This is a genomic window from Alteromonas ulvae, from assembly GCF_048987005.1.
In the GTDB taxonomy this organism is placed as follows: Bacteria; Pseudomonadota; Gammaproteobacteria; order Enterobacterales; family Alteromonadaceae; genus Alteromonas.
In genome coordinates this window covers 1,006,559-1,029,904 of record NZ_CP185261.1, presented here as the reverse complement: position 1 = coordinate 1,029,904, position 23,346 = coordinate 1,006,559, and the positions used below count along the sequence as shown (strand labels likewise).

21 protein-coding genes are annotated in these 23,346 nt (G+C 45.1%); 8 read left to right on the top strand and 13 right to left on the bottom strand.

The window, feature by feature from the left end; all coding sequences use genetic code 11:
* The first annotated feature begins 7 nt into the window (after nt 1-7).
* Nucleotides 8-1,408 (top strand): 3-isopropylmalate dehydratase large subunit, encoded by a 1,401-nt coding sequence (leuC, locus tag ACOJR9_RS04515; RefSeq protein WP_420935179.1) that lies wholly within the window; start codon nt 8-10, stop codon nt 1,406-1,408.
* 3 nt (nt 1,409-1,411) lie between these two features.
* The gene (gene leuD, locus ACOJR9_RS04510) at nt 1,412-2,017 is read left to right on the top strand and encodes a 3-isopropylmalate dehydratase small subunit (protein WP_420935178.1); all 606 of its coding nucleotides are present in this window, start codon (nt 1,412-1,414) and stop codon (nt 2,015-2,017) included.
* A 159-nt stretch (nt 2,018-2,176) separates the two neighbouring features.
* Here leuD and nhaC read toward each other — a convergent pair whose 3' ends face one another.
* Entirely contained in the window at nt 2,177-3,664 is a 1,488-nt protein-coding gene (gene nhaC, locus ACOJR9_RS04505; protein WP_420935177.1) for a Na+/H+ antiporter NhaC, read from the bottom strand.
* 367 nt (nt 3,665-4,031) lie between these two features.
* Between nhaC and ACOJR9_RS04500 the strand changes: the two genes are divergently transcribed.
* Nucleotides 4,032-5,276 carry an HD-GYP domain-containing protein gene (locus ACOJR9_RS04500; protein ID WP_420936049.1) on the top strand — a complete coding sequence of 415 codons (1,245 nt, stop codon included), beginning with the start codon at nt 4,032-4,034 and terminating at the stop codon, nt 5,274-5,276.
* Between the two features lie 45 nt (nt 5,277-5,321).
* On the opposite strand, the gene ACOJR9_RS04495 is transcribed toward ACOJR9_RS04500, so the two are convergent.
* Together ACOJR9_RS04495 and ACOJR9_RS04490 are read right to left on the bottom strand one after the other, a co-directional pair.
* A complete protein-coding gene (locus ACOJR9_RS04495; protein WP_420935176.1) occupies nt 5,322-6,620 on the bottom strand; it encodes a general secretion pathway protein GspB in 1,299 nt (432 codons plus the stop codon).
* Nucleotides 6,613-7,524, bottom strand: a complete 912-nt coding sequence (locus ACOJR9_RS04490; protein ID WP_420935175.1) for an ExeA family protein — start codon at nt 7,522-7,524, stop codon at nt 6,613-6,615. Before ACOJR9_RS04490 ends, ACOJR9_RS04495 begins: the two co-directional genes overlap by 8 nt.
* Nucleotides 7,525-7,670: 146 nt before the next feature.
* On the opposite strand from ACOJR9_RS04490, the gene ACOJR9_RS04485 reads away from it, so the two are divergent.
* Nucleotides 7,671-8,966, top strand: a complete 1,296-nt coding sequence (locus ACOJR9_RS04485; RefSeq protein ID WP_420935174.1) for a CCA tRNA nucleotidyltransferase — start codon at nt 7,671-7,673, stop codon at nt 8,964-8,966.
* Nucleotides 8,967-9,240: 274 nt separating this feature from the next.
* On the top strand, nt 9,241-9,819 hold the full coding sequence (locus tag ACOJR9_RS04480) for a porin family protein (RefSeq protein ID WP_420935173.1): 579 nt from the start codon (nt 9,241-9,243) through the stop codon (nt 9,817-9,819).
* 99 nt (nt 9,820-9,918) lie between these two features.
* Here the strand turns inward: ACOJR9_RS04480 and ACOJR9_RS04475 are convergent, their stop codons facing one another.
* Entirely contained in the window at nt 9,919-12,093 is a 2,175-nt protein-coding gene (locus ACOJR9_RS04475; RefSeq protein WP_420935172.1) for a S46 family peptidase, read from the bottom strand.
* Between the two features lie 165 nt (nt 12,094-12,258).
* Nucleotides 12,259-12,858, bottom strand: coding sequence for a peptide-methionine (S)-S-oxide reductase MsrA (gene msrA, locus ACOJR9_RS04470; RefSeq protein ID WP_420935171.1), 600 nt, complete (start codon nt 12,856-12,858; stop codon nt 12,259-12,261).
* A gap of 308 nt (nt 12,859-13,166) precedes the next feature.
* Here msrA and srmB point away from each other — a divergent pair, with 308 nt between their 5' ends.
* The 3 genes from srmB to hemW all read left to right on the top strand — a co-directional run bounded on the left by srmB (nt 13,167) and on the right by hemW (nt 16,354).
* A complete protein-coding gene (srmB, locus tag ACOJR9_RS04465; RefSeq protein ID WP_420935170.1) occupies nt 13,167-14,426 on the top strand; it encodes an ATP-dependent RNA helicase SrmB in 1,260 nt (419 codons plus the stop codon).
* 193 nt (nt 14,427-14,619) lie between these two features.
* Complete coding sequence (rdgB, locus tag ACOJR9_RS04460) at nt 14,620-15,222, top strand: RdgB/HAM1 family non-canonical purine NTP pyrophosphatase (RefSeq protein WP_420935169.1); 603 nt, start codon at nt 14,620-14,622, stop codon at nt 15,220-15,222.
* Nucleotides 15,215-16,354 carry a radical SAM family heme chaperone HemW gene (hemW, locus tag ACOJR9_RS04455; protein WP_420935168.1) on the top strand — a complete coding sequence of 380 codons (1,140 nt, stop codon included), beginning with the start codon at nt 15,215-15,217 and terminating at the stop codon, nt 16,352-16,354. The genes rdgB and hemW overlap by 8 nt, the downstream gene beginning before the upstream one ends.
* A gap of 76 nt (nt 16,355-16,430) precedes the next feature.
* On the opposite strand, the gene ACOJR9_RS04450 is transcribed toward hemW, so the two are convergent.
* The 8 genes from ACOJR9_RS04450 to ACOJR9_RS04415 all read right to left on the bottom strand — a co-directional run bounded on the left by ACOJR9_RS04450 (nt 16,431) and on the right by ACOJR9_RS04415 (nt 23,345).
* Nucleotides 16,431-17,237 (bottom strand): DUF2884 family protein, encoded by an 807-nt coding sequence (locus ACOJR9_RS04450; protein ID WP_420935167.1) that lies wholly within the window; start codon nt 17,235-17,237, stop codon nt 16,431-16,433.
* A gap of 234 nt (nt 17,238-17,471) precedes the next feature.
* The gene (locus tag ACOJR9_RS04445) at nt 17,472-17,972 is read right to left on the bottom strand and encodes a DUF1566 domain-containing protein (protein ID WP_420936048.1); all 501 of its coding nucleotides are present in this window, start codon (nt 17,970-17,972) and stop codon (nt 17,472-17,474) included.
* Nucleotides 17,973-18,063: 91 nt separating this feature from the next.
* Nucleotides 18,064-19,866 (bottom strand): DUF1566 domain-containing protein, encoded by a 1,803-nt coding sequence (locus tag ACOJR9_RS04440; RefSeq protein ID WP_420935166.1) that lies wholly within the window; start codon nt 19,864-19,866, stop codon nt 18,064-18,066.
* Between the two features lie 102 nt (nt 19,867-19,968).
* Complete coding sequence (locus ACOJR9_RS04435) at nt 19,969-20,457, bottom strand: PAS domain-containing protein (protein WP_420935165.1); 489 nt, start codon at nt 20,455-20,457, stop codon at nt 19,969-19,971.
* Nucleotides 20,457-21,452: a response regulator gene (locus tag ACOJR9_RS04430; RefSeq protein WP_420935164.1), complete on the bottom strand. Its 996-nt coding sequence runs from the start codon at nt 21,450-21,452 to the stop codon at nt 20,457-20,459. The genes ACOJR9_RS04435 and ACOJR9_RS04430 overlap by 1 nt, the downstream gene beginning before the upstream one ends.
* Nucleotides 21,453-21,653: 201 nt before the next feature.
* Nucleotides 21,654-22,364 carry an LrgB family protein gene (locus tag ACOJR9_RS04425; protein ID WP_420935163.1) on the bottom strand — a complete coding sequence of 237 codons (711 nt, stop codon included), beginning with the start codon at nt 22,362-22,364 and terminating at the stop codon, nt 21,654-21,656.
* A gap of 4 nt (nt 22,365-22,368) precedes the next feature.
* Nucleotides 22,369-22,731 (bottom strand): CidA/LrgA family protein, encoded by a 363-nt coding sequence (locus ACOJR9_RS04420; protein ID WP_420935162.1) that lies wholly within the window; start codon nt 22,729-22,731, stop codon nt 22,369-22,371.
* A gap of 284 nt (nt 22,732-23,015) precedes the next feature.
* Nucleotides 23,016-23,345, bottom strand: a complete 330-nt coding sequence (locus tag ACOJR9_RS04415) for a hypothetical protein (protein ID WP_420935161.1) — start codon at nt 23,343-23,345, stop codon at nt 23,016-23,018.
* Between the last annotated feature and the right edge of the window lies 1 nt (nt 23,346).

The following is a 23,346-nucleotide window of genomic DNA, read 5'->3' as shown; positions in this document are numbered from 1 at the left end:
ATACCACATGGCCAAGACCTTATATGACAAAGTATGGCAAGCGCATATTGTCGACCAACTAGGCGATGATAGCCTAATTTATATTGACCGCCACTTAATTCACGAAGTGACATCTCCGCAAGCGTTCGCTGGCCTTAACGAAAAAGGCCGTAAAGTGCGTCGCCCCGACAAAACGGTGGGCACCATGGATCACAGCATATCAACGCGCTCATTAGCCATTGATGCATGCGGCCCAGATAACGCACTACAGCTGCATACCCTAGCCAAAAACTGTGAAGATCACGGCATTCAGCTTTACCCTGTAGGCCACCAAAAACAAGGTATTGTCCATGTGATGGGCCCAGAGTTAGGGCTTATACAGCCTGGTATGACTGTAGTGTGCGGCGACTCTCATACTGCAACCCACGGTGCATTCGGTGCACTTGCCTTCGGAATAGGTACGTCTCAAGTTGAGCATGTCTTGGCCACACAAACGTTGAAGCAAAGCCGCGCGAAAAGCATGCTGATTAATGTGAATGGCAAGCTACCTGTGGGAATTACAGCGAAAGATATTATTTTGGCTATCATTGGCAAAATTGGACACGCTGGTGCAACAGGTCATGTGATTGAGTATGCGGGAGAGGCAATTCGTGGGCTTACCATGGAAGAGCGAATGACCGTGTGTAATATGAGTATCGAAGCGGGAGCTAAAGCTGGACTAGTAGCACCAGACGACGTTACCTTCACGTATTTAAAAGACCGCGAGTACGCACCGAAAGGCCAGTCTTGGGATGACGCGGTTGCCTATTGGAAAACCTTATATACCGAAGAAGGCGCAAGCTTTGACACGGTTGTCGAACTTGAAGCGGCCGACATAGCACCGCAGGTCACATGGGGAACCAACCCAGGTCAAGTTATTGGGGTGAATACGCCAGTGCCCGCTCCTGAAGATTTTACCGACCCTATCGAAATAGAAAGCGCGAAAAAAGCACTAAGCTATATGGGTTTGCAGGCTGGTGAAAAACTTTCTGATGTCGCAGTCAATCACGTTTTCATTGGCTCATGTACCAATGGGCGTATTGAAGATTTGCGTGCTGCTGCTCACATTGCCAAAAAAGGCAAGGTATCACCGTCGGTTACCGCTATTGTGGTGCCGGGTTCTGGAGCAGTAAAACGCCAAGCTGAAGCTGAAGGTCTCGATAAGATTTTCGAAGAGGCTGGCTTTGAGTGGCGCTTACCAGGCTGTTCAATGTGCTTGGGTATGAACGACGATAAATTGGTTTCTGGCGATCGCTGTGCATCAACGAGCAACAGAAACTTTGAAGGGCGTCAAGGCCGTGGTGCACGCACACACCTAGTGAGCCCCGCAATGGCGGCGGCCGCAGCCATTAACGGCCACTTCGCCGATGTTAGAGACTATCAGGAGTAATACATGTCAGAACAAGGTTTTACACACCACACGGGCACGGCAGCGCCGTTAGACCAAGCCAATGTGGACACAGACCAAATTATTCCTAAGCAGTTTCTCACGGGAGTTACCCGTGTCGGCTACGGCAAGCACCTTTTTCATGACTGGCGCTATTTGGATTTAAAAGAGCAAGAGCCTAACCCAGATTTCTCGCTGAACAAGCCTGAACACAAAGGCGCCAGCGTATTGTTGGCAAGAGAAAACTTTGGTTGTGGCTCAAGTCGAGAGCACGCACCTTGGGCACTGGCCGATTTTGGTTTTAAAACCGTTATTGCCACCAGCTTTGCTGATATCTTTTATGGTAACTGTATTAACAACCAACTCGTTCCTGTTGCGTTAGGCAGCGAACAAATGGACGCTTTGTTTGACGCTGTAAAAGCAGATCCGACGCTCGCCATTACCGTTAATTTGCCGGCGCAGACAGTGAGCTTTAACGATACATCGTTCAGTTTTGATATAGCATCTCATCACAAAACGAATCTGATAAAAGGGCTTGATGCCATAGGTCAAACTTTAGAGCTTGATAGCGCTATCTCTGCGTTTGAGGAAAAGCAGCCTAGTTGGCTGTAGGCTACGCTGGGGTCGCTAATAGTGGGTCTGTCATAAAAGCCCCAGTACATAAATCAAATTAAAGCGACAAACAAAAAAGCGAGGGTTGGCTTCTACCCTCGCTTTTTTATTCCATCTTTATATTTTAAACGGTATTTCTTTCAGCGTTCAAACGCCAAATCATTCGGTCACTGGCGTGCCGTCCTCATTAAATTTGGCAATATCAGCACCTGATGACTCCCACTCTTCCCGTTCTTTATCTGATGCCTTTGGTGAAAACAGGCCGGTATAGGCATAAAATATTCCTATCAGTGGCGCTGTCCAACATGCGAAAGCCAGCGGTATGTAAAGTAGGTTTTGTAAGTTATCACCGGATATACCAAGACCCAAAGCGGAGATAACAAACGCGCCCCCAGCATTCCACGGGATTAGCGGAGACATTAGCGTGCCGCCTTCTTCTATACCACGGGAAAGATTAAGCGTTGAATACCCCATACCGCGATAAACAGGAGAATACATACGCCCAGGTAAAGCAACAGATAAGTAGGGATCGCCGGCAACAAGATTCGTTGCAAACGCCGTTCCTACGGCTGCCGATTGAGTACCTGCGAATGTTTTCGCTTTACTTTTGATGGCGTTAATAATGCTTCTCAAACAGCCTGTTGTCTCAAGCGCTCCACCAAATCCAAGGGCAATAAGTACCAGCGAGATTGTCCACATCATGGACTGAATACCGCCTCGATTAAGCAAGGTGTCTATTTCGCTAATATTCGTTTGAATGGAATATCCATTGTTCGCATAGTCAAACACGGCCTGCAGTGACTGCCCCTGTGTGACCATTGCAAACGCGCCACCAACAACGACACCTGCAAACAACGATGGAAGAGGTGGGAATTTCTTTAATGCCAATACCATCACCACCAATGCAGGTAATAGCGCCCATGCTGATATATAAAAGCTGTCTTCTAACGCGGTGGTTATTCCTTCAATTTTTTCGAAGGACACACTTTGCGTATCAATCACAAAGAAGCCAACGCCAATATAAATTAACAGCGCAATGACCATGGCCGGTATGGTTGTGGCCATCATGTTCTGTATATGTGAAAAGACGTCTGTTCCCGTCACCGCTGGTGCAAGATTTGTCGTGTCAGAAAGCGGAGATACTTTATCACCGAAAAATGCGCCAGATACTACTGCGCCTGCCGTCCAATACATGGGAATGTCAAAACCCTCGCCAATGCCCATTAGGGCCAAACCAACGGTTCCAACACTTCCCCAACTTGTGCCTAAAGACACTGACACCACGGCACAAATGATCATGCCAGCGGCGAGAAATATCTCTGGCGATAACGTTTTTAGGCCGTAGTAAATAATGGTAGGAACGGTGCCGCTAGCAATCCAAATACCGATAATCATGCCCACCGTAATTAGCACGCTTACCGATGGCAACGCCACATGGATAACTTTAAATATGCCTGCGCGAATTTCTTCCCACGACAGGCCAAGGTATACACCCACGAAACTTGCAAGGGCTACGCCTATTGCAAGGGGAATATGAGGCTCAAAAACGCCAAAATAAAAAATCTGTGTTCCCAGGATTATCAGCGTTAACACGACGGGTGTTAACGCCATCAATAGCCCGGGCGTTTTTTGCTGTTCATCTTTCATAGGACATCCTTATACTAGAGCACTGATATAGACAATCAGACCCTGTGTCGTAAATAGCGAGTTAGGTATAGAAAAGCCGAACTAGACATGAAAAGTGCTATTACAAGAGTTAATTATTTATTGTGCAAAATAATTACGCTGCTTTACGTGTAAAAGATCGAATACTTGGAAAATGGTGGGGGGCCTTATCAACGATTTAGGCAAAAATTTGGGTTTTGCTTTTGGTTTCGATTTTCGATAAAACGACTGTTAGTGAGAGAATTTATTTTGCGTATACTAAAAAAAATTCCCCATTATTGGCATATCATCATACCTCACCCTATGCTAATTTAACGAGTCGACAACAATGCAGCAAACGGACAATAAAATGCTAGAACAGGTGCCTATTGATGAGCTAAGACCAGGAATGTATGTTACCCAAGTTATTGAACAATCCGGTAAACTTCATATGCGATCTCAAGGCATAGTTAAATCCCAGAGCATTGTAGACACATTGAAGAAAAAAGGCATATTACTTCTTGAGGTTAATATTGCTAAATCAAAACACCAACGCAATGAAGAAACACAAGCTGATGATGGTGTAGTAAATAATGATTTGGTAAATGAAGAGCAAACATTGTCTAACGATCCCTCCGTTCTTGGATCAAAAAATCCCAAGCCAAAATCGCTAGGTAATGCTTCCATCAACGAAGCTAACGACTTATACGAAAATGCACTGTCTATCCAAAGTAAGTTTGTAAAAGCGTTAAACCAAGGCGCCGTTACTGACTTATCTCCAATGACCTCGCTCTCGCACAGTTTGATAGAGAGTGTGTTCGATAATGGAGACGCACTAAGCTGCCTCACTCTCATTAAAGATACCGACAACTATCTACTTGAACACTCGATAAACTGCTCAGTGTTAACCGGAATATTTTGCAAGTTTTTAGGATATGACAGGGACAGTATTGAGCAAGCAAGTCTCGGGGCATTGCTGATGGATACGGGCATGTCGTCAATACCTGCTGATATTCGAAGGCCTACGGCAACCCTTTCTGAAGACGATCTCGCAGTTTTGAAAACCCACGTAGAAATTGGCACTACCCTTGTAGAGCAATGCGGAGATATTCCCGACTTGTCCTTGCAGGTTATTGAACAACATCAAGAAAGAGTAGACGGCAGTGGTTATCCCAACGGACTTTGTGACGACGAAATATCAGAGTTTGCTAGAATAGCCGCCATTGTTGATACCTACGACGAGCTAACCTCTCAGCATCCGTCTCAGCTAAGTCTTACGCCTATGCAAGCGCTGAAACGCCTTTCAGAGTCTTCTGGCTTAGACCAAACATTAGTCAACCAATTTATCCAATGTATCGGCGTACACCCAGTGGGTTCTTTAGTTAAACTGAAAAGCGGAAAGTTGGGGATCGTCAGTAAGATAAATCCTAAAGACCCTTTAAGCCCACAGGTGATGACGTTTTACAGCGTGACATCAAGTCACTTTAATGAAATCAAAAAAATTGACTTAAGTCGTTACAATGACGAGGTAGTATCTGGCGTACGCCCGGAAGAATTCAGAATAAACCTGCCGAAGTTTTTCAAGGAAGTGTTTGTTCATCAAGCCCCGCAGTAAGCAATAACTGAGAATCGATAATCAGGGCTTGGCCTGGCTTGCGCGCTACCAGTCAGTAAGCGCTGCCATAGTAAATATTTCATCTTCAAAGGCTAGCACCACCCGCTGCGCCTCAATGTTTACAATTTGGACTTTATCGGCAATCCAGTCGCCCTCTGAAAGCTGACGACCATTTACCCTAACCCACCTATCTCGCGGTTGAGACGCGTACATATGAGCACTGAAATTCATCGTAGGCAGCCGAGTTAATAATCTCACCGGTAATTGGTCTACCCGCAGTGTATCGTCACGTACCGTTACCTTTGTCTCAGGCTCTCTCGTTGAACCCGGTGATTTTTCATCAAGTGCTTCAACGGCAGCGTTAAATCGCGCCATTAGCTCTGGAGAAACCTCAATATTGTTAGCGTTATTCGCCTCGTTAAGCACTTTCCCTTCGTACTCGTCGGTAGAACCCTGCTCACCGGTAACATTTTGCCCAGTGCTACCCTGCTCACTGCTCTCCTGATTGCCAGTTCTGGCAGATTGAGAATTAGCGCTTCCAGAATTAGCGCCCCCAAAATTAGTGCCTGGCCCCGAATCGCTAGCATTATTGACAAAGCCATTTGACGCGGTTTGACTACGCGACGGTTGCGATGCGTTGTTATTCATCACATTCTGCGCATTATCTTGTGTATTACCAACGTATTGTTGTTGCGCTGACTGCTGACTTGGCTGTTGTGATAATTGTTGCGCTGCCTGCTGTTGAGACGTCATCTGCGCAGGCGCTGAATTGTCCCTCGTGTTGCTGGATGCGGTTTGATTACCACTAATACCGCTTTCGTTCGGCGCTGAATCTGATCTGGTATTTACCGGCGCATTTGAAACCGTATCGATTTTGCCCGCCGATGTTGAGGTATTGGTAGATATTGATGAGGCTAACGCCGGCCACCAATTGTCCTTATTCGCCGCGGTAAAGCCAAGTGCCAACCCACCCATAATAACAACGGCAAAAACCGCGGCTTGCTTCGCATAGAGCCAAAACGATGACGGAAGGCCTTCAACAGTAGGTAAAAATAGGCTGCGATTAAATTGGTCATTCAATGAGTTATCGAAGCGCGCCGACGTGTCGTGCTGTCCCCGCAACAATGCCTGCGTTTGTGTGCGATGATGCGTTGGAGGTGCAACTTCAACCGTTTGTTCAGGATCAATTTCAAGTTCTTGAACGCCCATTTCCGAGAGGCCTTGCACCATAGCATCACTTGATACTAATCCTGATTTGCGTATTTTAACTGGCCCATTTTGCTTGGTAATTTGCACAATCACCATGCCTGGCTGCAAATTTTCAATAGCAACAATACTAGACATACAAACTCCCAATGGCATACCCACACACCAACGCCAGTACAAACGCACCCGTCAAGTACCACCGGTTTTGGCCTTGCACTCTTTGGCTTACTACATCATCACCCAGAATTTGTTCTGCCGCTGCGAGAAAAATAGGCTTTTTCACTACCGCATGTTGCTTGGTAAAGGAAAGGGTCAACGCCCTATCGCATAGCAAATTAATAACCCGAGGAATTCCCCCCGTTATTTGATGAACTGCACGCAAGGTACCCTTGCTGAAAATACTGATATCGCCATCTGCCACGCTAAGTCGGTGAGCAATGTAAGAGCTCACCTCTGGCGCGGTTAGCGGTAAAAGATGGTAACGAGCCGTAATTCGCTGTGCGAGCTGTCGAAGTTCATTGCGTTTGAGTAACTGCTGAAGCTCAGGCTGGCCAATTAACACCACTTTAAGCAGTTTTTCTCGGTTGGTCTCTAAGTTAGTTAATAAACGTAACTGCTCCAAAACCTCAGGTAATAAATGCTGCGCTTCGTCTACCATTAATACGGTATTCATTCCCGATTGATGGTTTTCAGCGAGTTTAGATAAAATAAGATCAGTGAAGTATTTAAGACTGGCTTTGTCAGATGAATACGACAACCCTAACTCGTCACACACTGTAGCGAGTAACTCTAATGCTGATAATGTAGGGTTTAAAATCATCGCCACCTGAGTATTATCCGGCAGCTGTTGAAGTAACTTTCGCGAAACCGTTGTTTTCCCTGTTCCAACCTCCCCAGTTAGCATGACGAAACCACCGCTTTCCCTTAAGCCGAAAGTTAAGTGTGCCAGAGCCTCTTTATGTCTTGGGCTCATATAAAGGTAATCGGGGTTTGGCGCTATAGAGAACGGGTTGTCGTTCAACCCGAAGTAATTCAAGTACATGATTTTCGCTATTTCATCGTAAAAACGATGATTAAACTACCAGAGCATAACGGTAAGTAAAAGCGCCATAGCACGCAGTAACAAATTTAATTGTAACATTGGTATACTAAGGCCAATTACCTTTACTTTTTAAAGAGCGAGAATACATGCAGGTTTACTTGGTTGGCGGAGCCGTTAGAGACACATTGTTAGGAAGGCCCGTTACCGAACGCGATTACGTGGTAGTGGGTGCAACACCTAACGACATGCTTGCAAAAGGCTTTACACAAGTTGGAAAAGACTTTCCTGTATTTCTGCACCCGCGCACCAATGAAGAATACGCACTCGCTCGCGTGGAAAGAAAATCTGGCGCTGGCTACACGGGCTTTGTCTGCGACGCATCGTCAAACGTAACTCTTGAAGAAGATTTGCGACGTCGCGACCTTACCGTAAACGCCATGGCGCAAGATGACTCAGGCAATATTATCGACCCTTATAACGGAAAAGCGGATTTAGAAAACAGGTGCTTGCGACATGTTTCTCAGGCTTTTAGCGAAGATCCATTACGGGTATTTCGCGCGGCCCGCTTTGCCGCTAGGTATGCCTACTTAGGTTTTTACATTGCCAAAGACACCTTCGACCTTATGACATCGATGGCAAAAAGCGGTGAATTAAACGCGCTAAGTGCAGAGCGCGTATGGCAAGAAACCAAGCGCAGTCTGTTAGAGCCATCTCCCGAGGTGTACTTTGCAACGTTGGCAAAATGCAAGGCCTTACCAAGTTGGTTTATCGAACTCAGTGACATCATCGACGACGCAATAGTGTTATTGGTTAAAGCAGTAGCCGCTACTAACAGTAACGGTAATAGCAACGATAACGGCGACAGCAGCAGCGACGGCAGTATCGATAGTAAGGCTGATGAAAACGTCAGCGCTGATAAAAAAGAACAGGATGATACCCAAATATTAATTACTCGGTTTACCTCACTTTGCATGTTATTGAATGAGCAACAAGCAGCGGCGCTGTGCAAACGCCTAAGGGTGCCAAACGAAGTAAGCGAGATTGTTGTGCTGGCCTGTAAATTTAAAACCTTATTGGTAGGAAATGGTATTGGCTTCGCGACTAGCCATAGAGCGAGCTCTACTGAAACGACTACTACCGAAACAAGTATAACCCCAGACGCCCTATTCACTGTTTTTAACGGAGCTGATGCATGGCGACGAGCTGAGCGCTTTGAACGATTACTTTTTGCCATCGGTCCAGCGGCAGAGGCAAGAGGAGTAAAATGGTCAGCCACGCACAGCCTCATTAATAAGGCCTTAGCCGCAGCGAACCAGGTTAATGTTAAAGACATTATTGCCAAGGGGCACAAAGGCGCAGCAATAAAAGAAGCTTTAGATAAAGAAAAGCTGCAGGCCATAAGCCATGCTATTGAGTCAGAACAGGGCGAAGGCGATAAGTAAGTCATTACATACAGCAAAGCTTATGTATTCTTTTCAAACCGCAAGAAAGTTCTGCCGTACAGCTTTTAACCGGCGATTAAAAGCTGCTCAACTCCGGTCAAAAACCTATGTGAACTGTGAAACTCTTTCACGGTTTTCTCCTCTTTTCTGTGAAATTTACGCTGGCACATCAATTGAATAGCTAATCACATCAACCGTGAACTATCACAGCTTCACGTTGAACTTCCCTTAGGGAAGCTAATGGAAAGTTATAAATTGAAAAGAGGATGTCATTATGAAAAAAACACTTGCAGGAATCGCAGCACTTTCATCGCTATCAACATTTGGTGCCCATGCGCAGTCCAATGATATGACAGCTGACGACAGTGGTTTTTATGTAGGCGGTAACTACGGATACCTTCGTGTAGAAGGTGAAGACGACTTTGATGACGACAAAGATGTATGGCAAGGATTGCTAGGTTATAAATTTAATGAGTACGTTGCACTAGAAGGTAGCTTCATCGATTTCGGTGACTACGGCACCGATCTAGCTGGTGGGAATACCGACGGGTATACGGCAGCGATTAAAGGTATTCTTCCGCTAACAGACCGTTTCTCACTGTATGCAAAAGCAGGTCAACTGTGGTCAGAAACTGAATATAATCTAGGCGGCATTTCAACTGAATCCGACGATGAAAGCCTTTTCGTTGGCGCTGGTTTAAGTTACGCCATTACCGCTAACTTTTTAGTAAACGCAGAATACATGGTATACGACGCTGAGTTAGACGCGGAAGAAGCTGTTGACGATATTGACGACACTAATTTTGAAACCGATTTAAAACAAGCGAGTATTGGTGTTGAATACCGCTTCTAAATAACCGTTTTCTAATATAAAAAAAGCCAGCCTTTAACAGGGCTGGCTTTTGTCTTTAACGCTAAGCAATTTGTCTCACAGTTGTTTACCTGGCAACTTTTATCTCACCACTGTCATTTCATCAATTAAGTTGTTCGCCCCATCTACATACTCCATTACCCACAGCATATAGCGAGTATCAACGTGGATAGTGCGGGTAGTTTTAGGGTCGAAATCCCAATCTGAGTTAACGCTCTCAAAGGTTCCATCAAACAATAAACCAATTAATTCGGCTTTCGAGTTTAAAGTAGCCGAACCTGAGTTACCGCCTGTAGAATCTAAGTCGGTTAAAAAGTTAACTGGAACGCTGTTTATATCATCCAATTTATACGGGCCGTACTGCGACTCATTGATGAGCGAAAGCTGCTTTTTAGGTGAGTTAAACGGCGACTCACCGGTGTCTTTTTCGGTGATCCCTTCAAGACGGGTGAAAGGCTCGTAGATGAGACCATCTTTAGGCGAACCGCCCATTACGTTACCGTAAGTCACACGCAATGTGCTGTTAGCATCTGGATAAGCCAAACTTCCCATCGACTTCTGCCATTCAATAATTGCCTTCATGTATTTAGGGCGAAGCGCTGTGGCTTTGCCGCTTAAGGTTTTGCTCTGATCTTCAATACTCATTTCAGTATCGAAAAGGGCAACCGCCAATTTAATAAATGGGTCATCACTTTTTTCGAAGTCTTCACGGCTAGCGGTAAGCCATGACAGTCGAGTTTCAGAGTCGGTTAATGAGGTGTTATCGTAAAACGCCTTCAACGTTTTCTGCAGTGTTTGACTGTCGGTAGAGCCGTTGATGCCAACCGCTTCGTCAAATGCAGCAACGCGATTTTCTTCAGGCTGCTCGAGGTACATGCTGATCATTTTTTGCCAAACGGCTTGATCAACAACCGGATCGAAACGACGCTCTATTCGCTCCATTCCTTCTTTCAAACGAATTTGATCCCGTTCTTGAAATCCAGATTCGCGCTCTGCATCAGGCTTTTCGCTCTCAATCGCGTTGCGGTATAGGGTCTGAGCAGACGACAGTAACTGAGCGCGGTTCAAGTTGTTGTACCAAAAGTTTTGCTTATTCATTTGCATCTGCTGTTCGCTTACCGCGTCTAATTCAGCTAGCGCCTGTTTAAGTTCGCTTTTGTCATTTTTATCAAGCCATGCCGACAGCTGTGCTTCGCGCTCAGCACGACGTGGGACTAACCCCACTCGTTTGGCACCAGACAGCTGGCCTAATGTGTTCTTATGGAAGTTATTTAAACCGGCAAGAGTCGCTTCGTATTTAATACGCGCGTCGCTTCCTTCTTCTGACGCTTTTTCGATAGTGTCAATCCACTCGCCTACCAAATCTAAATAAGTAGGGTACAACCAATCGAATGTATACGATACGCGAGACAAACGCGCATAGCGGTTTGTTGAGCCCGGGTACCCTGCTGCCATAACAAAGTCGCCATCGCTCAGCCCCGCTGCAGACACTTTTAAGAAATGTTCTGGCTTAAACGGTACGTTCTCTTCACTAAAATCGGCTGGCTTACCGTCTTTACCTACGTAGGCCCGATAGAATGAAAAGTCGCCCGTGTGACGAGGCCACATCCAGTTGTCGATATCACCGCCGTATTTACCTATGGAGTCTGCAGGTGCATACGCAATGCGAACATCCCGTATTTCCATTTGCTTAATTAGCTTGTATTCAAGACCTTGGAAAAATGACGGCACGGAACAGCGGAAACCCGGTTGCGATTCACACTCAGTGATTAATGCTTTACGGTTAGCTTCGATAGCATCGAAGCGCGCACGCCCTTCTACCGATTCTTTTATGCCACCAATTACTTTATCGGTTACGTCTTCAAACCCAACAGTAACAAACATACGTGTACCAGGTGCAGCAGGCAGCTCTTCATTCATTTTCTTGGCAAGAAAACCATCTTCTAAATAGTTGTTTTCAGGGGTGCTGTTGTATTGAACAGAGCCTCTCGCACAATGATGATTGGTAACCGCCAAGCCTTTATCCGACACAAAAGACGCTGAACAGCCACCAAGCGACACAATGGCGCCCATGGGGAATGCCGTTAAGTCGTTAATACTTTCAGCAGGAATGGCGAGCCCTGTTTGTTTTAGTTCGCTCGCTATTGATGGTAATTGCTCTGGCGTGAACATGCCTTCTTTGGCATTCACGTGCAGCGCCGCTCCAGCCGCACCAATAAATGCAGTTGAAATACATAACGCTTTTATTTTTGACATAGATTTTCCTTTTTATTGCCAACAGACGGTGTAATGAGCCGCCTTAAAATTCCGTGAAATCAAGTAACCGGTTACATAGATTTAGTACTTCTGCATTGTCGCAAAAGCGTTAGCATATAGTGAGCACACAATTGTTAACAAGTGTAACCAAAGGTGGTGAAGTACTTAGTGCGTGACAGCATCACCCCAAATTTCTTCTAAGCGAGCGTCGCGGCCACATCCCCAGCGATACGTTGCATAACGAATTGGGCTTTTTTTGTAGTAGTCCTGATGATAACTTTCATCACCTTTAATGGGGTAGAAGGTTGTGGCATCGAGAATTGGCGTAACTACCTGCTGATTTGGAAACTGGCTAATCACCGCCTGTTTAGACTTTTCTGCCAGCATGCGCTCGTTTTGGTTTTTCACAAAAATAGCACTGCGATAGCTAGGTCCTTTATCACAAAACTGGCCTTTGTCATCAAAAGGGTCTATTTTTACCCAGTAATGGTCCAGGATATCTTGATAACTCAACACGCTAGTGTCGTAAGTTATCAGCACGGCTTCATAATGGCCTTGATGATTGCCGCTGTAGGTTGGGTTTTTCAGTTTTCCACCAGTGAAGCCTGAAATAACGTCAGTGACTCCTTCCAATGTTTCAAAGTCTTTTTCCATACACCAAAAACAACCACCCGCCAGTATGGCCTGTTTCGTTTTCGCAGCCATCGCCAAAGGGCCATAAAAAAGTACGGCACATGATATTGCCAGCGTAAGTATTTTTTTCATAACAGCATTTTACCTATTTTGAGATGCTCTTTTGTTTAGCTATTTCTATCGGCTCTTGTCAAACGCGTAGGCGTGTTGAGCTAGCCCGCTTTGTGTTCGTGTTTGTATTTACGATGTGCTCTATACGTTTAAAACAAAATCGCGGTTTTAAATGAGCGACATCAGCCTAAACATTGCACTTGATGCAAAACGTGTAAACGAGAACGAAAGGGAATGCTGAGATAATCTCATTTGCTGTACAGTTTTTTTCTGTGTTTCGACGCATCAATGCTACAATACACACCATTCATTTTAAGCGTTTTTATACTATGACTTTCGAAGAACTCGAATTAGACGAAACTCTCTGTCACGCTGTGGCCGATATGGGTTATGAAACCCCAACCAATATTCAAGAATTGGTGATCCCACTTGCCATGGACGGGCGAGACATTTTAGCGTCTGCACCTACCGGCACCGGAAAGACAGCGGCGTTCTTGCTACCTGCGTGTCAATTTTTGCTGGACTACCCCCGTAAGCAGCCTGGCGCTACGCGTATACTAATTCTAACGCCTACTCGTGAACTTGCCCTGCAGGTTTACGAACAAGCTAAAAGCCTTACCAAGCACACACAACTAATCTGCGGTGTTATTACTGGCGGCATTAACTATGGCACCGACAAAGAAACGCTAAGCCAAAACTTAGATATTCTTGTAGCCACACCGGGACGCCTTTTAGAGCACATCGAAAAAGAAACGGCTGACTGCCGTGATATTGAATGCTTAATTCTCGATGAAGCTGACCGCATGCTCGATATGGGCTTTTCTACCGTGGTAAATCAAATAGCCACAGAAGCTCGCTGGCGCAAACAGAACCTTCTGTTTTCGGCAACGTTAGAAGGCGCTGGGGTAAAAAACTTTGCGAAAGACATCCTAATTAACCCTGAAGTTGTCGAAGCAAATCCATCGCGCAAAGAAAAAAATAAAATACATCAGTGGTATCACCTTGCCGACGACTACGCCCATAAACAAGCGCTGCTTATCCATATTCTTAAAGAGCAAGTAACCACTGCAGTGGTTTTTGTAAAAACGCGAGAGCGCTTGCAGACACTCAAAGACGTGCTAGCATCTAAAGGGATCAATGTTTGCTGGCTTCAGGGCGAAATGCCGCAAGACAAGAGAAACGCGGCTTTGGCGCGTTTTAAAAGTGGCGAAGTTCCCATTTTGTTGGCTACTGACGTGGCAGCACGGGGGATAGACGTGCCTAATGTAAGCCATGTGATTAATTTTGACATGCCACGTAAAGCGGATATTTACGTACATAGAATAGGCAGAACCGGCCGCGCTGGGGCAAAAGGTACGGCAATTTCACTGGTAGAAGCCCACGACTTTGCCATGGTTGCAAAGGCTGCCCGCTACATGGAAGAGCCTATTAAAGCCCGTGTTATCGCCGAGCTTAGACCTAAAAACAAAACGCCCAAAATTACTGCCAAAAAGAAAAAGGTAGGAACAAAGAAAAAGACAAGACCGAAGAATAAAGCAAAAGCGAGGGCCAGTTCAAAAACAAAATCTGCAGGCAAAAAACCTTCTTAAGTCAGACGTTGTTAAGCGCTGCTAGGGCATTTAAATTGTGCAATGGTATTGAGCCATCAAACTTAATAAGCATGGCTTGAAATTACAGCTAGCCATCAGATCACACAATAAAAAACGCTCTTCAGCGCTCGCTGTTTACCCAGTTCACTTGGTCCACTTGCTATGGTAAACCTATCTAATTCAGAGTAATAATATGACATTTCCCCAAAAAATTGTTCTAGCCTCGGGTAATCAAGGCAAAGTGCGTGAATTCACCTCTCTTTTTGCTGACTACGGTGTAGACGTAATTGCACAAAAAGAACTTGGCGTTGAAGACGTTCCAGAAACAGGCACCACCTTTGTAGAAAATGCCATTATTAAAGCGCGCCATGCGGCTCAGGTAACAGGTTTGCCCGCTATCGCAGACGATTCTGGCTTGGTGGTTGATGCATTAGGCGGTGCCCCAGGCATTTACTCTGCTCGCTACGCTGGCGAAAACGCTAACGACGGTGACAATATTGATAAGCTTTTGGCTGCCCTTGATGGCGAAGCGAACCGCAAAGCTCACTTCTTTTGCACACTGGTATTTATGCGTCATGCCGATGATCCAGTACCGCTTGTCAGCCAAGGTAAATGGCAAGGCGAAATTCTTAAATCTCGTCAAGGCGACGGTGGCTTTGGATACGACCCCGTTTTTAATCTTCCCTCGCACGGCTGCACAGCGGCGCAGCTAGAAAGCGGCGAAAAAAATCGTGTTAGTCATCGCGGTAAAGCGCTGGCCATTTTACTTGATACTATGAGATCTGCTTTTGCGTAATCCACCCCTTAGTTTGTATGTGCATATTCCTTGGTGCGTACAAAAGTGCCCATACTGCGACTTCAATTCACATGGATTAAAGTCGGCATTGCCAGAAAAAGAATATGTCGCTCATCTACTTGACGACCTTGCAGAAGATGCAAAGTCTATTGGCGATAGGCAAGTAGATACCGTGTTTATTGGTGGCGGCACACCAAGCTTATTTTCTGCAGACGCAATGGCAGATATTATCGCTGGCATAAAAGCCCGGGTAAACTTAGCACCTAATGCGGAAATTACCATGGAGGCCAATCCAGGCACCGTGGAAGCTGGCAAGTTTTTAGGGTTTTATCACGCTGGCGTAAACCGTATTTCTGTGGGAATTCAAAGCTTCCAACCGCAGCATTTAGCGGTGCTTGGGCGTATTCATAACGATAACCAAGCTATCAATGCAATAAAACAGGCGCACAGTGCTGGACTGCCTACATTTAATCTCGACCTAATGCACGGTTTGCCTCAGCAAAGCGTCGACAATGCTATGTCAGACTTAGATAAAGGCATCGCCCTTAACCCCTATCACCTTTCTTGGTATCAGCTGACCATTGAGCCAAACACGCCCTTTTACTCTCGCCCTCCTGAGCTACCGGATGACGACATATTATGGGAGATTCAAGAACGAGGCCATCGCGTATTAGAAACAGCTGGCTACAAGCAATATGAAATTTCAGCTTATGCAAAAGAAGGTCATCAGTGCCGCCACAATCTAAATTATTGGCGTTTTGGTGACTACCTAGGTATTGGCTGCGGCGCTCATGGCAAAATAACAGATATAGAAAGCGGAAGCATAAAAAGGCTAGTAAAGGTGAAACATCCCAGGGGCTATATGGAAATGAGCCGCCCTTACATTGATACCACCACAGTAGTAGAAAAAGACGATATTCCTTTTGAGTTTTTTATGAATCGGTTCCGTCTTTTAGAGCCCTGCCCTATCGAGGACTATTCCGCGCTAACTGGTGTTTCAATGAGTGATGATGTGAAAGCGGCGCTCGATGATGCAGCGCAAAAAGGACTGCTAGATATTAAACCGCAACATTGGCATGTAACTGCCAAAGGTCGACGGTATCTCAATACTCTGCTTTCGTGTTTTGTATAGCGTTTAACTAAACGTCTATATAAGAAAGTGTTGTTCCTCACTGTGAATTTCAAAGCGAAGAACAACCCCCTAACACTTATTCATTATCATTTTGCACATGTTGCGACGTAATAATGTTGTAAGGCTCAAATGCAGGAAGGCTCGCTCTTAATTTTTCTTCGGCAATGTCCAAGCGTTTCAGTTTGTTACAAAACCATTCTGCTTTTTTACGCAACGTCGTGGCTTTATCGCCAACGTCTACACCTTCTCCAACCGTATTCAACTGACGAGTAATAGCCGCGACTTTTTCTTCGTTCACATCGCTATTATCGGTGTTTATACCGCTAATAGCTGAGAGGATCCCGCCCACTGAGGTGGAAATAGCCTCTTCAAGCTGCGCTTCAATTTCACTGTCTACAAATTCGTCTACGCTCTCAAGAGATCCCGGCCCAATGAAATAGTGATTGCTAGCATGACGAAATTTATCTTTCACCCTGCCTTGCACTCGCTTCATTGCGTTGTTTAAGCGCTCATAACTGTCGTGATCGCTCCCTACCAAGCCTAAGTAAACGTGTTCAATAGTATCTATCGCTAAATCTACTCCTTCAGTAGCAAGTACTATCATCTTCGGAACAACATAATGCAGACCATTTGAATACTCACTTAGCCACACGCGCTGCTCTTCGGTAAGCGTTTGCCAACGCCCTCCAATAAAAAGCTGAGACCGATCGTTAATTTGTACGACTGTGCGAGTTTTATCCATCACTCTCAATTGATCGTTACTAACCGCAATGCCATAAGCAAAATCGATGTCACACGTATACTCAGCCTGCGTAGAAAAAGGCATTCCTGCTAACAAGCAGATTAGGATTGAGATAGTGTTTAAACGAGATAAATGTTTCATAACGTTATTGTGGCTAGCTTATGAGAAAATAGAAAGCCGTGTTGAGTTTAACGTGCTAAAAATCAGGTTGAACTTGAGCTAGATTGCATAAAAAGAAAGCACATAATTTTTATGTGCTCTTCGCTAATTAATTTATCTTGGGTCACTGCGTGCTGTCAACGAGAGGTTATTTTCGTTAAGTGAACGAATGTCAATTCAAGTGGAAGCATGTTAAACATGAAATGGTTATACAAACTAATCGTCGGTGGTAAATGTTCTTACTAAGCGAACATAAACAAACCGGTCTTTTTCTTTAATCGAATGGCTCGCATTAAAAAATGCGACTACCCAGGCTCTATCAGGATCATCTGCAGAGGGGGTAGATGTCCAAAAATCATCAGGGGGCGTAGCTGGGAAAAGCGAGCTATTTACAGCAGGTCTAACACAGTCTCGCTCGGTAATAGAAGCCAACTCTTTCACATTAGGTAGGCGCCACCCTAGCAAGTCTTCATCACTTGCTTGGTGGGCAAGTTGCAGCGCTTCTTGCCACGTGTATTTTATAGCTTCACCGCCGCAGGTTGAACCGTTCCACGTTTGCCCTTCTGAGCAACGACGCCAAACAAGGTCGGTGGTTACATCAAGTAGTGAGCTTGTGGTTACCGCAGTAAAGTTATCATTTGGCGTCGTTTCAAGCCCATCAGACAGGCATTCTTGCGCTACCACGACGTTGGAAGCTGTAAATAGCGCACCCAGCATAAATACGCCAGCCAGCGAATTGTTTACTGTCGCTTTTTTTGCTGCAGCAACGTGTGTAATAAAGGTATTCCTTATACATTGTTTCATCATGCTATCTTCCTGCTCTCACTAAACGCACTCTTGCTGCCGTGGACTTATTGAGAAAGTTATCAACACCCGAGTCAAAATCTAACGCCCATGAATTTTGTGCATCATCACTGTTTACACCATCAGCACTTGGCACTGACGACCAATACCATAGCGGCGTGCTCGATGGGGCTCCCGTATTGGGGAAGTAATCCTCATCGATTGCCGCCCCACTAACGTCGCCTAGGTGCATTAGTGAAAAGAGCTCTTTGTGCGTAGGAAGCCGCCAATCGAAAAAGCCACATAATCCTTGCGAGTTGACTTCGGCAACATAGGCTGCGGTATTACAGTTAGTGAGTAGACATGTTGCCGCCATACCCACTTGATCGCCTTCAAAACCGCCGTTTACCTCTTCGCTATACCAAGAATAAGTAAAGTTTGCGTCTCGCACTGAGCCATTGTCGGTTTTGACTTCCCACACTAAGCCAGTCACGTTGTCGCGAACGCAAGACCACATTTGGGCATCAGCGTCTTGCTCATCGCCGTTCGCATTTAAGCGGGTAAAATCAAACCCGGCTTTGCCTCGGCCTGCTTTTTCTATTAATCCGTTTTGTTCAATAACATCCGATCCGCGCTGACCGTCTTGACCAGGAAAATCATTTTGCTGTACTTGGGTTAATGCATTATTGGTCGCTTGTTGCAAAAAGCCAGTGTCATTCACTAACGCTGTTGGCATGGGTTGAATACGCACCGAAATAGTATCTTCAACGCTGTTGCTATTGGCATCGGTTACGGTAAGCGTGTACGTCACTACTGTGGCAGACGATACTGCAGGGGCAATGGCGAAGGTAGATAGCGCATCGCTATCGTCAACGGCTTTTATGCTTATCGGTGCGCTTTTAGGGTCGATATTGTTTAGGTCAGAGCCAGCCGCATCTGACAAAGAAGAGGTCGCAATACTGCTGCGCTCCCATGAATATTGAAGAGGCTCTGCCGACGCAATACTGGTGCTCGCTTGGCCATTTAATATAATGACTTCACCGCTAAATACCCCTTGCGAAAAGCCTGCATTGACTTCGGGTAATGTTTCCGTTTCAGACTGAATAGACAAACTCACTGTGGCTGTAGCGCTTGCCCCTTCGCTATCAACCACTTCTAACTGAAATTCGAGGGTTTGTGGATCGTTTGTAATTGGTGTAGTGATAACCAACGTAGGTGACTCGGTTTCAATGCCGGTTACAACATTAGTGCCGCTAGTTTGCGACCATATGTAGCTCGCTATTGCGTCTGTGTTGACTGGTGCATCGGCATCGCTGCTACCAGAGCCGTCTAATACAATATCCACACCGCCTGGAAAAGTGTTAGCTGGCAAACCACTCCACTGAGGAACAGAAATTCTTGCTACAGGCTCTATATTAATAGGCGCTACCGTGATAATTGTTGCATCACTAACCGAATTACCGCTGGCATCATTCACCGCCAACGTGATCGTATACCGAGTACTTTGGGTTACCGAAGGAGCGACGAAACTTGCAGAAGAAACCGATGTATTGTCGTGGGTTATATCAAGAGTGGGCGACGCGGTCCAATTAAAGGTATATGTGCCATCACCGCCGGTTACGCTGCCATTTAGTGAATACATAACGCCTTCGGTAACGGTAGCGTCTGGCCCTGCATTTACGGCAAGAGGCAAGTTGACTCCACTGCTGTCAGAGTCAGAACCGCCTCCACCGCAGGCGCTTAAAATAAAGACACCACAACACACAACAAAAAATCGTGTGGCAAAAGTAAAAAAGCGAAAGAAATGAATAAAAGGCGTTACTTGCATAAAAGCTCCGATCGCACGACAACCTATTTGCCGTGCTTTTAAAAAACAGTATGTTTTCAATAACTGAAGGGAGTAAGGAATAAAGTGATGCAGTCTTTTACGCTAGAGTACTCGTTTTGACTCCTGGGCCTCTGACACAGACACCTGCAACGCCTCTAACTGTTTTTTCCCTACTGCCACATCGGTCATGTCATAAATCATCATACTGATGTAATCCACTTTACCCGTTGCCGAGGTCAACGGTGAAAGCGTTATGTTTTGGTACATATATGGCTCACTACCTGTAATCGGCCGATAGTTGGGAAACTTAAACAAATAGGGGCGTTGCTCCCATGTCATAAATGCACGGGTTTTCAATTCAAACACTGGTTTGGCTTTCTTCATAAACCAGTCTTTTTTGATGGCAGGGAATAGCTCAAATAAGGATTTATCTCTCACTTCGCTAGGTAGCATTCCACTGTGGCTTTCCATAAAGCCGTTCCACACCTGCACAAAAAAGCTTTTATCTAACACCACAATACCTACATCAACGGTTTGCAGCATGTCCATCATCCAATGGAATTCTAATAAATCGTCGAGATTCTGATTCATTAAAAGTCCTCCAGCAAGTGGGCAAGTTTTGAATTCATCATTTTCATCGACTCCTCAGTGAAAAGAAGAATGAGATCGCATTGAACGTTGTATCCCTCTAGGCCATAGCTCAATTCAATGGCCAGCGTTCGCTTCCACTTAATTTGGTTCATACTGATGATTTCAGTAATCGCTCGATGTTGCCCAAGAACAATAGGATGTCCTTGACTAAAATTGACATCCATTTGGCTTGCCAGACCACTAAGACAGGTACCTATAAGAATACTGGCAGCATCCATCAACAGTTCTAGTTGAAGCTGGTCGTCTACCTCACCTTCCACATTTAAAATTTTGGCCACGTCGTCAAAGCTAGAGTCACTCAAAATACACAGTGCTTCGCCGCTTATTCCAGGCCCCAGAAAACCTTGACATACCGCAGTAACCTCTTCATGACTCTCAATGTCTGAGAGCATCATATGAAGTTCAGATACCTCGATAAGGTTTACATTAGGAATCGGTAATTCAACAAATACATCCATGGTTCTGGCTAAGTGGTCGCCTGCTTGGCCCATGGCGATATTAGTGATTTCTTGATAGCAATCGCGAATGTCGGGGTCAAGCGGGGTAACCTCATGTGCCTTTTCTTCTTCGACGTGCAGTATATTATGTTTGTCCAATACCTCGGCAAGCGCCTGAGGATCGACTGGTTTGCGAATGAAATCTAATGCGCCTAGGGAAATAACTCTGTCACGGGCTGCAGGCTGGATATCGCCAGACACCACGATAACTTTGGTTTTAAGGCCCTGCTGCTGAATCGCTTCTAAGGTGCCATACCCATCAAGCACCGGCATATTTAAATCGAGCAACAACAAGTCGCCTTTGCCGGCAGCAAGGGAAGCTAGTCCTTCTTGGCCATTTTTAGCAAAGTGAACAGCAACATCCCAATCTTGGGGAAGGCACTTAGCCACTTGCTTTCGTGCCACTAATGAATCATCACAAACGAGTACGGAAAACATTTAGCTTTTATACCACCTAATTTTATAAACCAGTTTTCACCGACGTTATCAATTGTTAATTAATGTAACCGTATCGGCAGAGCGACAGCAAACTAAAACGCACTTTTGCTTAAACGCATAATGATATGAAATACATCACTAAGAAATAGCACTTTTGGGGAATATTGCCAACGATAACACCAAATTAATGCTAACCGAGCTTTATAACACTATGCTGAACATGAGGGGTAAAATAAACGCGGTAAAAAGGCCATTAATACAAAGTCCAAGCGTTGCCATTGCGGCGACTTCTTCGCCCATGTGAATGGCTTTAGCGGTACCTACTGCATGAGCCACTATTCCTAGCGCAATACCTTGTGCTTCAAGACTTGTTACACGGCACCACAAAAATACCACATTTGATACTACAGCCCCCACAATACCTGTAGTGATAACGAAAACAGCAGCCAGTGCTGGTATTCCACCAATTTGAGCTGTTGCCTCCATCGCCAGTGGTGTAGTTATCGATTTAGTCAATATAGTAAGCTGCAGCGCTACAGGCGAGTCAAGAACATATAGAGTAAGCCAGGCCAATAGCGGCGCCAACACTCCACCCACGGTAATACTTGCAAATAAGCGCCAACCGTAATGTTTTAATTTTTGCCACTGTTTATAGATAGGCAGCGCCAAGGCAACAGTTACAGGCCCCAACAACCAGTGAAGTAATGACACCGATTGTTGATATTGTGGAACGCTCGTATCAGTGAGAAAAAGCCCTATACTTACCAGCAATACCGTAATAACGAGAGGATGTGATGCGGGATGGCCTTTTAAAAGGAGGTTCACCTTTACACTAATAACATAACAACACAGAGTAACGGATAACCAAATAAAGCCACTGGCGGTAACGGTATTAAGGATCGCATCTATCATTACGCTACATCGACTTCTTTTTCATTAATCTATTCGCTACCCACGCCGCTAACCCTAAGCTTAGTACAGTGGTGCCTCCAATCGCTAGAACCAACGCCACCGCATTTGTCTCAATTTCGCTCCAATAAATACCCACTCCCAATACAGCAGGAACAAACAGTACAGACATGTGCTTGAGAAAGGGCTGGGCGACTAATGTGGTGTGCTTTTCAATATTAGGAAAGGCAAAGAGCAATAACAGCAGAAATACTAGCCCTAACAACGGGCCAGGAATGGGAAGGCTGAGTGAAATTGAGATAAAGACACCGACGTAGTAGGCGAGCAAAATAACAAAAGCGCCAATAAACATATTCTTAAGCTGAAGCATTTATGCCTTTCGCCTCTTGGGATTTATCTGCAAAGTGTATTCTCATACTAGCATGCTGAAAAGCGCGACAATGGTCTTAACACTATCCAATCATTGTATTTGGTCTTGGGTTAGCCGGCGTTTAATAATGAGAAAAAATAAAATATTCAGATGAAAGCTGAAACATTAAGAATGGAGTATTAAAGAATGAAATGCTAGAAAAATAGACGTTATAAACAAATAAGAGCTAGATATACTAGCTCTTATTTCTTAAAAATCGGCACTTACTTTTGTTTATAATCAGCCTAGAAAAAACTGTCTTGATGGATTTTAATAAACATGCTGGTACCCACTTTTGAGTAATCTATTTTGTACTCTTTTCCATTAAGAGTTTGGACAAAGACCAGTGTCTTTTCATCGCCAAACACGTCGCTCATTGTTACATCAACCAATTCCATGTCCATCATTTTAGCATCGCGCTTGTTTTCTGGCACCTTACCTTCGTATTGCCTTATGCCTTTATAGGTAACAAGAATAGGGGGGTGATCGTCCCCGTTTATCACCAATAAGTCTAGCTTTCGAATTTTGTGGATAATGGTGTTACGGCCACTTGTAATAAAGGCTCTTTCTGTCATT

Bases quoted from the DNA above. Each gene is read 5' to 3' on its own strand.
- leuC (WP_420935179.1), top strand. From the start codon at position 8: ATGGCCAAGACCTTATATGACAAAGTATGGCAAGCGCATATTGTCGAC.
- leuD (WP_420935178.1), top strand. From the start codon at position 1,412: ATGTCAGAACAAGGTTTTACACACCACACGGGCACGGCAGCGCCGTTA.
- nhaC (WP_420935177.1), bottom strand. From the start codon at position 3,664: ATGAAAGATGAACAGCAAAAAACGCCCGGGCTATTGATGGCGTTAACA.
- ACOJR9_RS04500 (WP_420936049.1), top strand. From the start codon at position 4,032: ATGCTAGAACAGGTGCCTATTGATGAGCTAAGACCAGGAATGTATGTT.
- ACOJR9_RS04495 (WP_420935176.1), bottom strand. From the start codon at position 6,620: ATGTCTAGTATTGTTGCTATTGAAAATTTGCAGCCAGGCATGGTGATT.
- ACOJR9_RS04490 (WP_420935175.1), bottom strand. From the start codon at position 7,524: ATGTACTTGAATTACTTCGGGTTGAACGACAACCCGTTCTCTATAGCG.
- ACOJR9_RS04485 (WP_420935174.1), top strand. From the start codon at position 7,671: ATGCAGGTTTACTTGGTTGGCGGAGCCGTTAGAGACACATTGTTAGGA.
- ACOJR9_RS04480 (WP_420935173.1), top strand. From the start codon at position 9,241: ATGAAAAAAACACTTGCAGGAATCGCAGCACTTTCATCGCTATCAACA.
- ACOJR9_RS04475 (WP_420935172.1), bottom strand. From the start codon at position 12,093: ATGTCAAAAATAAAAGCGTTATGTATTTCAACTGCATTTATTGGTGCG.
- msrA (WP_420935171.1), bottom strand. From the start codon at position 12,858: ATGAAAAAAATACTTACGCTGGCAATATCATGTGCCGTACTTTTTTAT.
- srmB (WP_420935170.1), top strand. From the start codon at position 13,167: ATGACTTTCGAAGAACTCGAATTAGACGAAACTCTCTGTCACGCTGTG.
- rdgB (WP_420935169.1), top strand. From the start codon at position 14,620: ATGACATTTCCCCAAAAAATTGTTCTAGCCTCGGGTAATCAAGGCAAA.
- ACOJR9_RS04450 (WP_420935167.1), bottom strand. From the start codon at position 17,237: ATGAAACATTTATCTCGTTTAAACACTATCTCAATCCTAATCTGCTTG.
- ACOJR9_RS04445 (WP_420936048.1), bottom strand. From the start codon at position 17,972: ATGCTGGGTGCGCTATTTACAGCTTCCAACGTCGTGGTAGCGCAAGAA.
- ACOJR9_RS04440 (WP_420935166.1), bottom strand. From the start codon at position 19,866: ATGCAAGTAACGCCTTTTATTCATTTCTTTCGCTTTTTTACTTTTGCC.
- ACOJR9_RS04435 (WP_420935165.1), bottom strand. From the start codon at position 20,457: ATGAATCAGAATCTCGACGATTTATTAGAATTCCATTGGATGATGGAC.
- ACOJR9_RS04430 (WP_420935164.1), bottom strand. From the start codon at position 21,452: ATGTTTTCCGTACTCGTTTGTGATGATTCATTAGTGGCACGAAAGCAA.
- ACOJR9_RS04425 (WP_420935163.1), bottom strand. From the start codon at position 22,364: ATGATAGATGCGATCCTTAATACCGTTACCGCCAGTGGCTTTATTTGG.
- ACOJR9_RS04420 (WP_420935162.1), bottom strand. From the start codon at position 22,731: ATGCTTCAGCTTAAGAATATGTTTATTGGCGCTTTTGTTATTTTGCTC.
- ACOJR9_RS04415 (WP_420935161.1), bottom strand. From the start codon at position 23,345: ATGACAGAAAGAGCCTTTATTACAAGTGGCCGTAACACCATTATCCAC.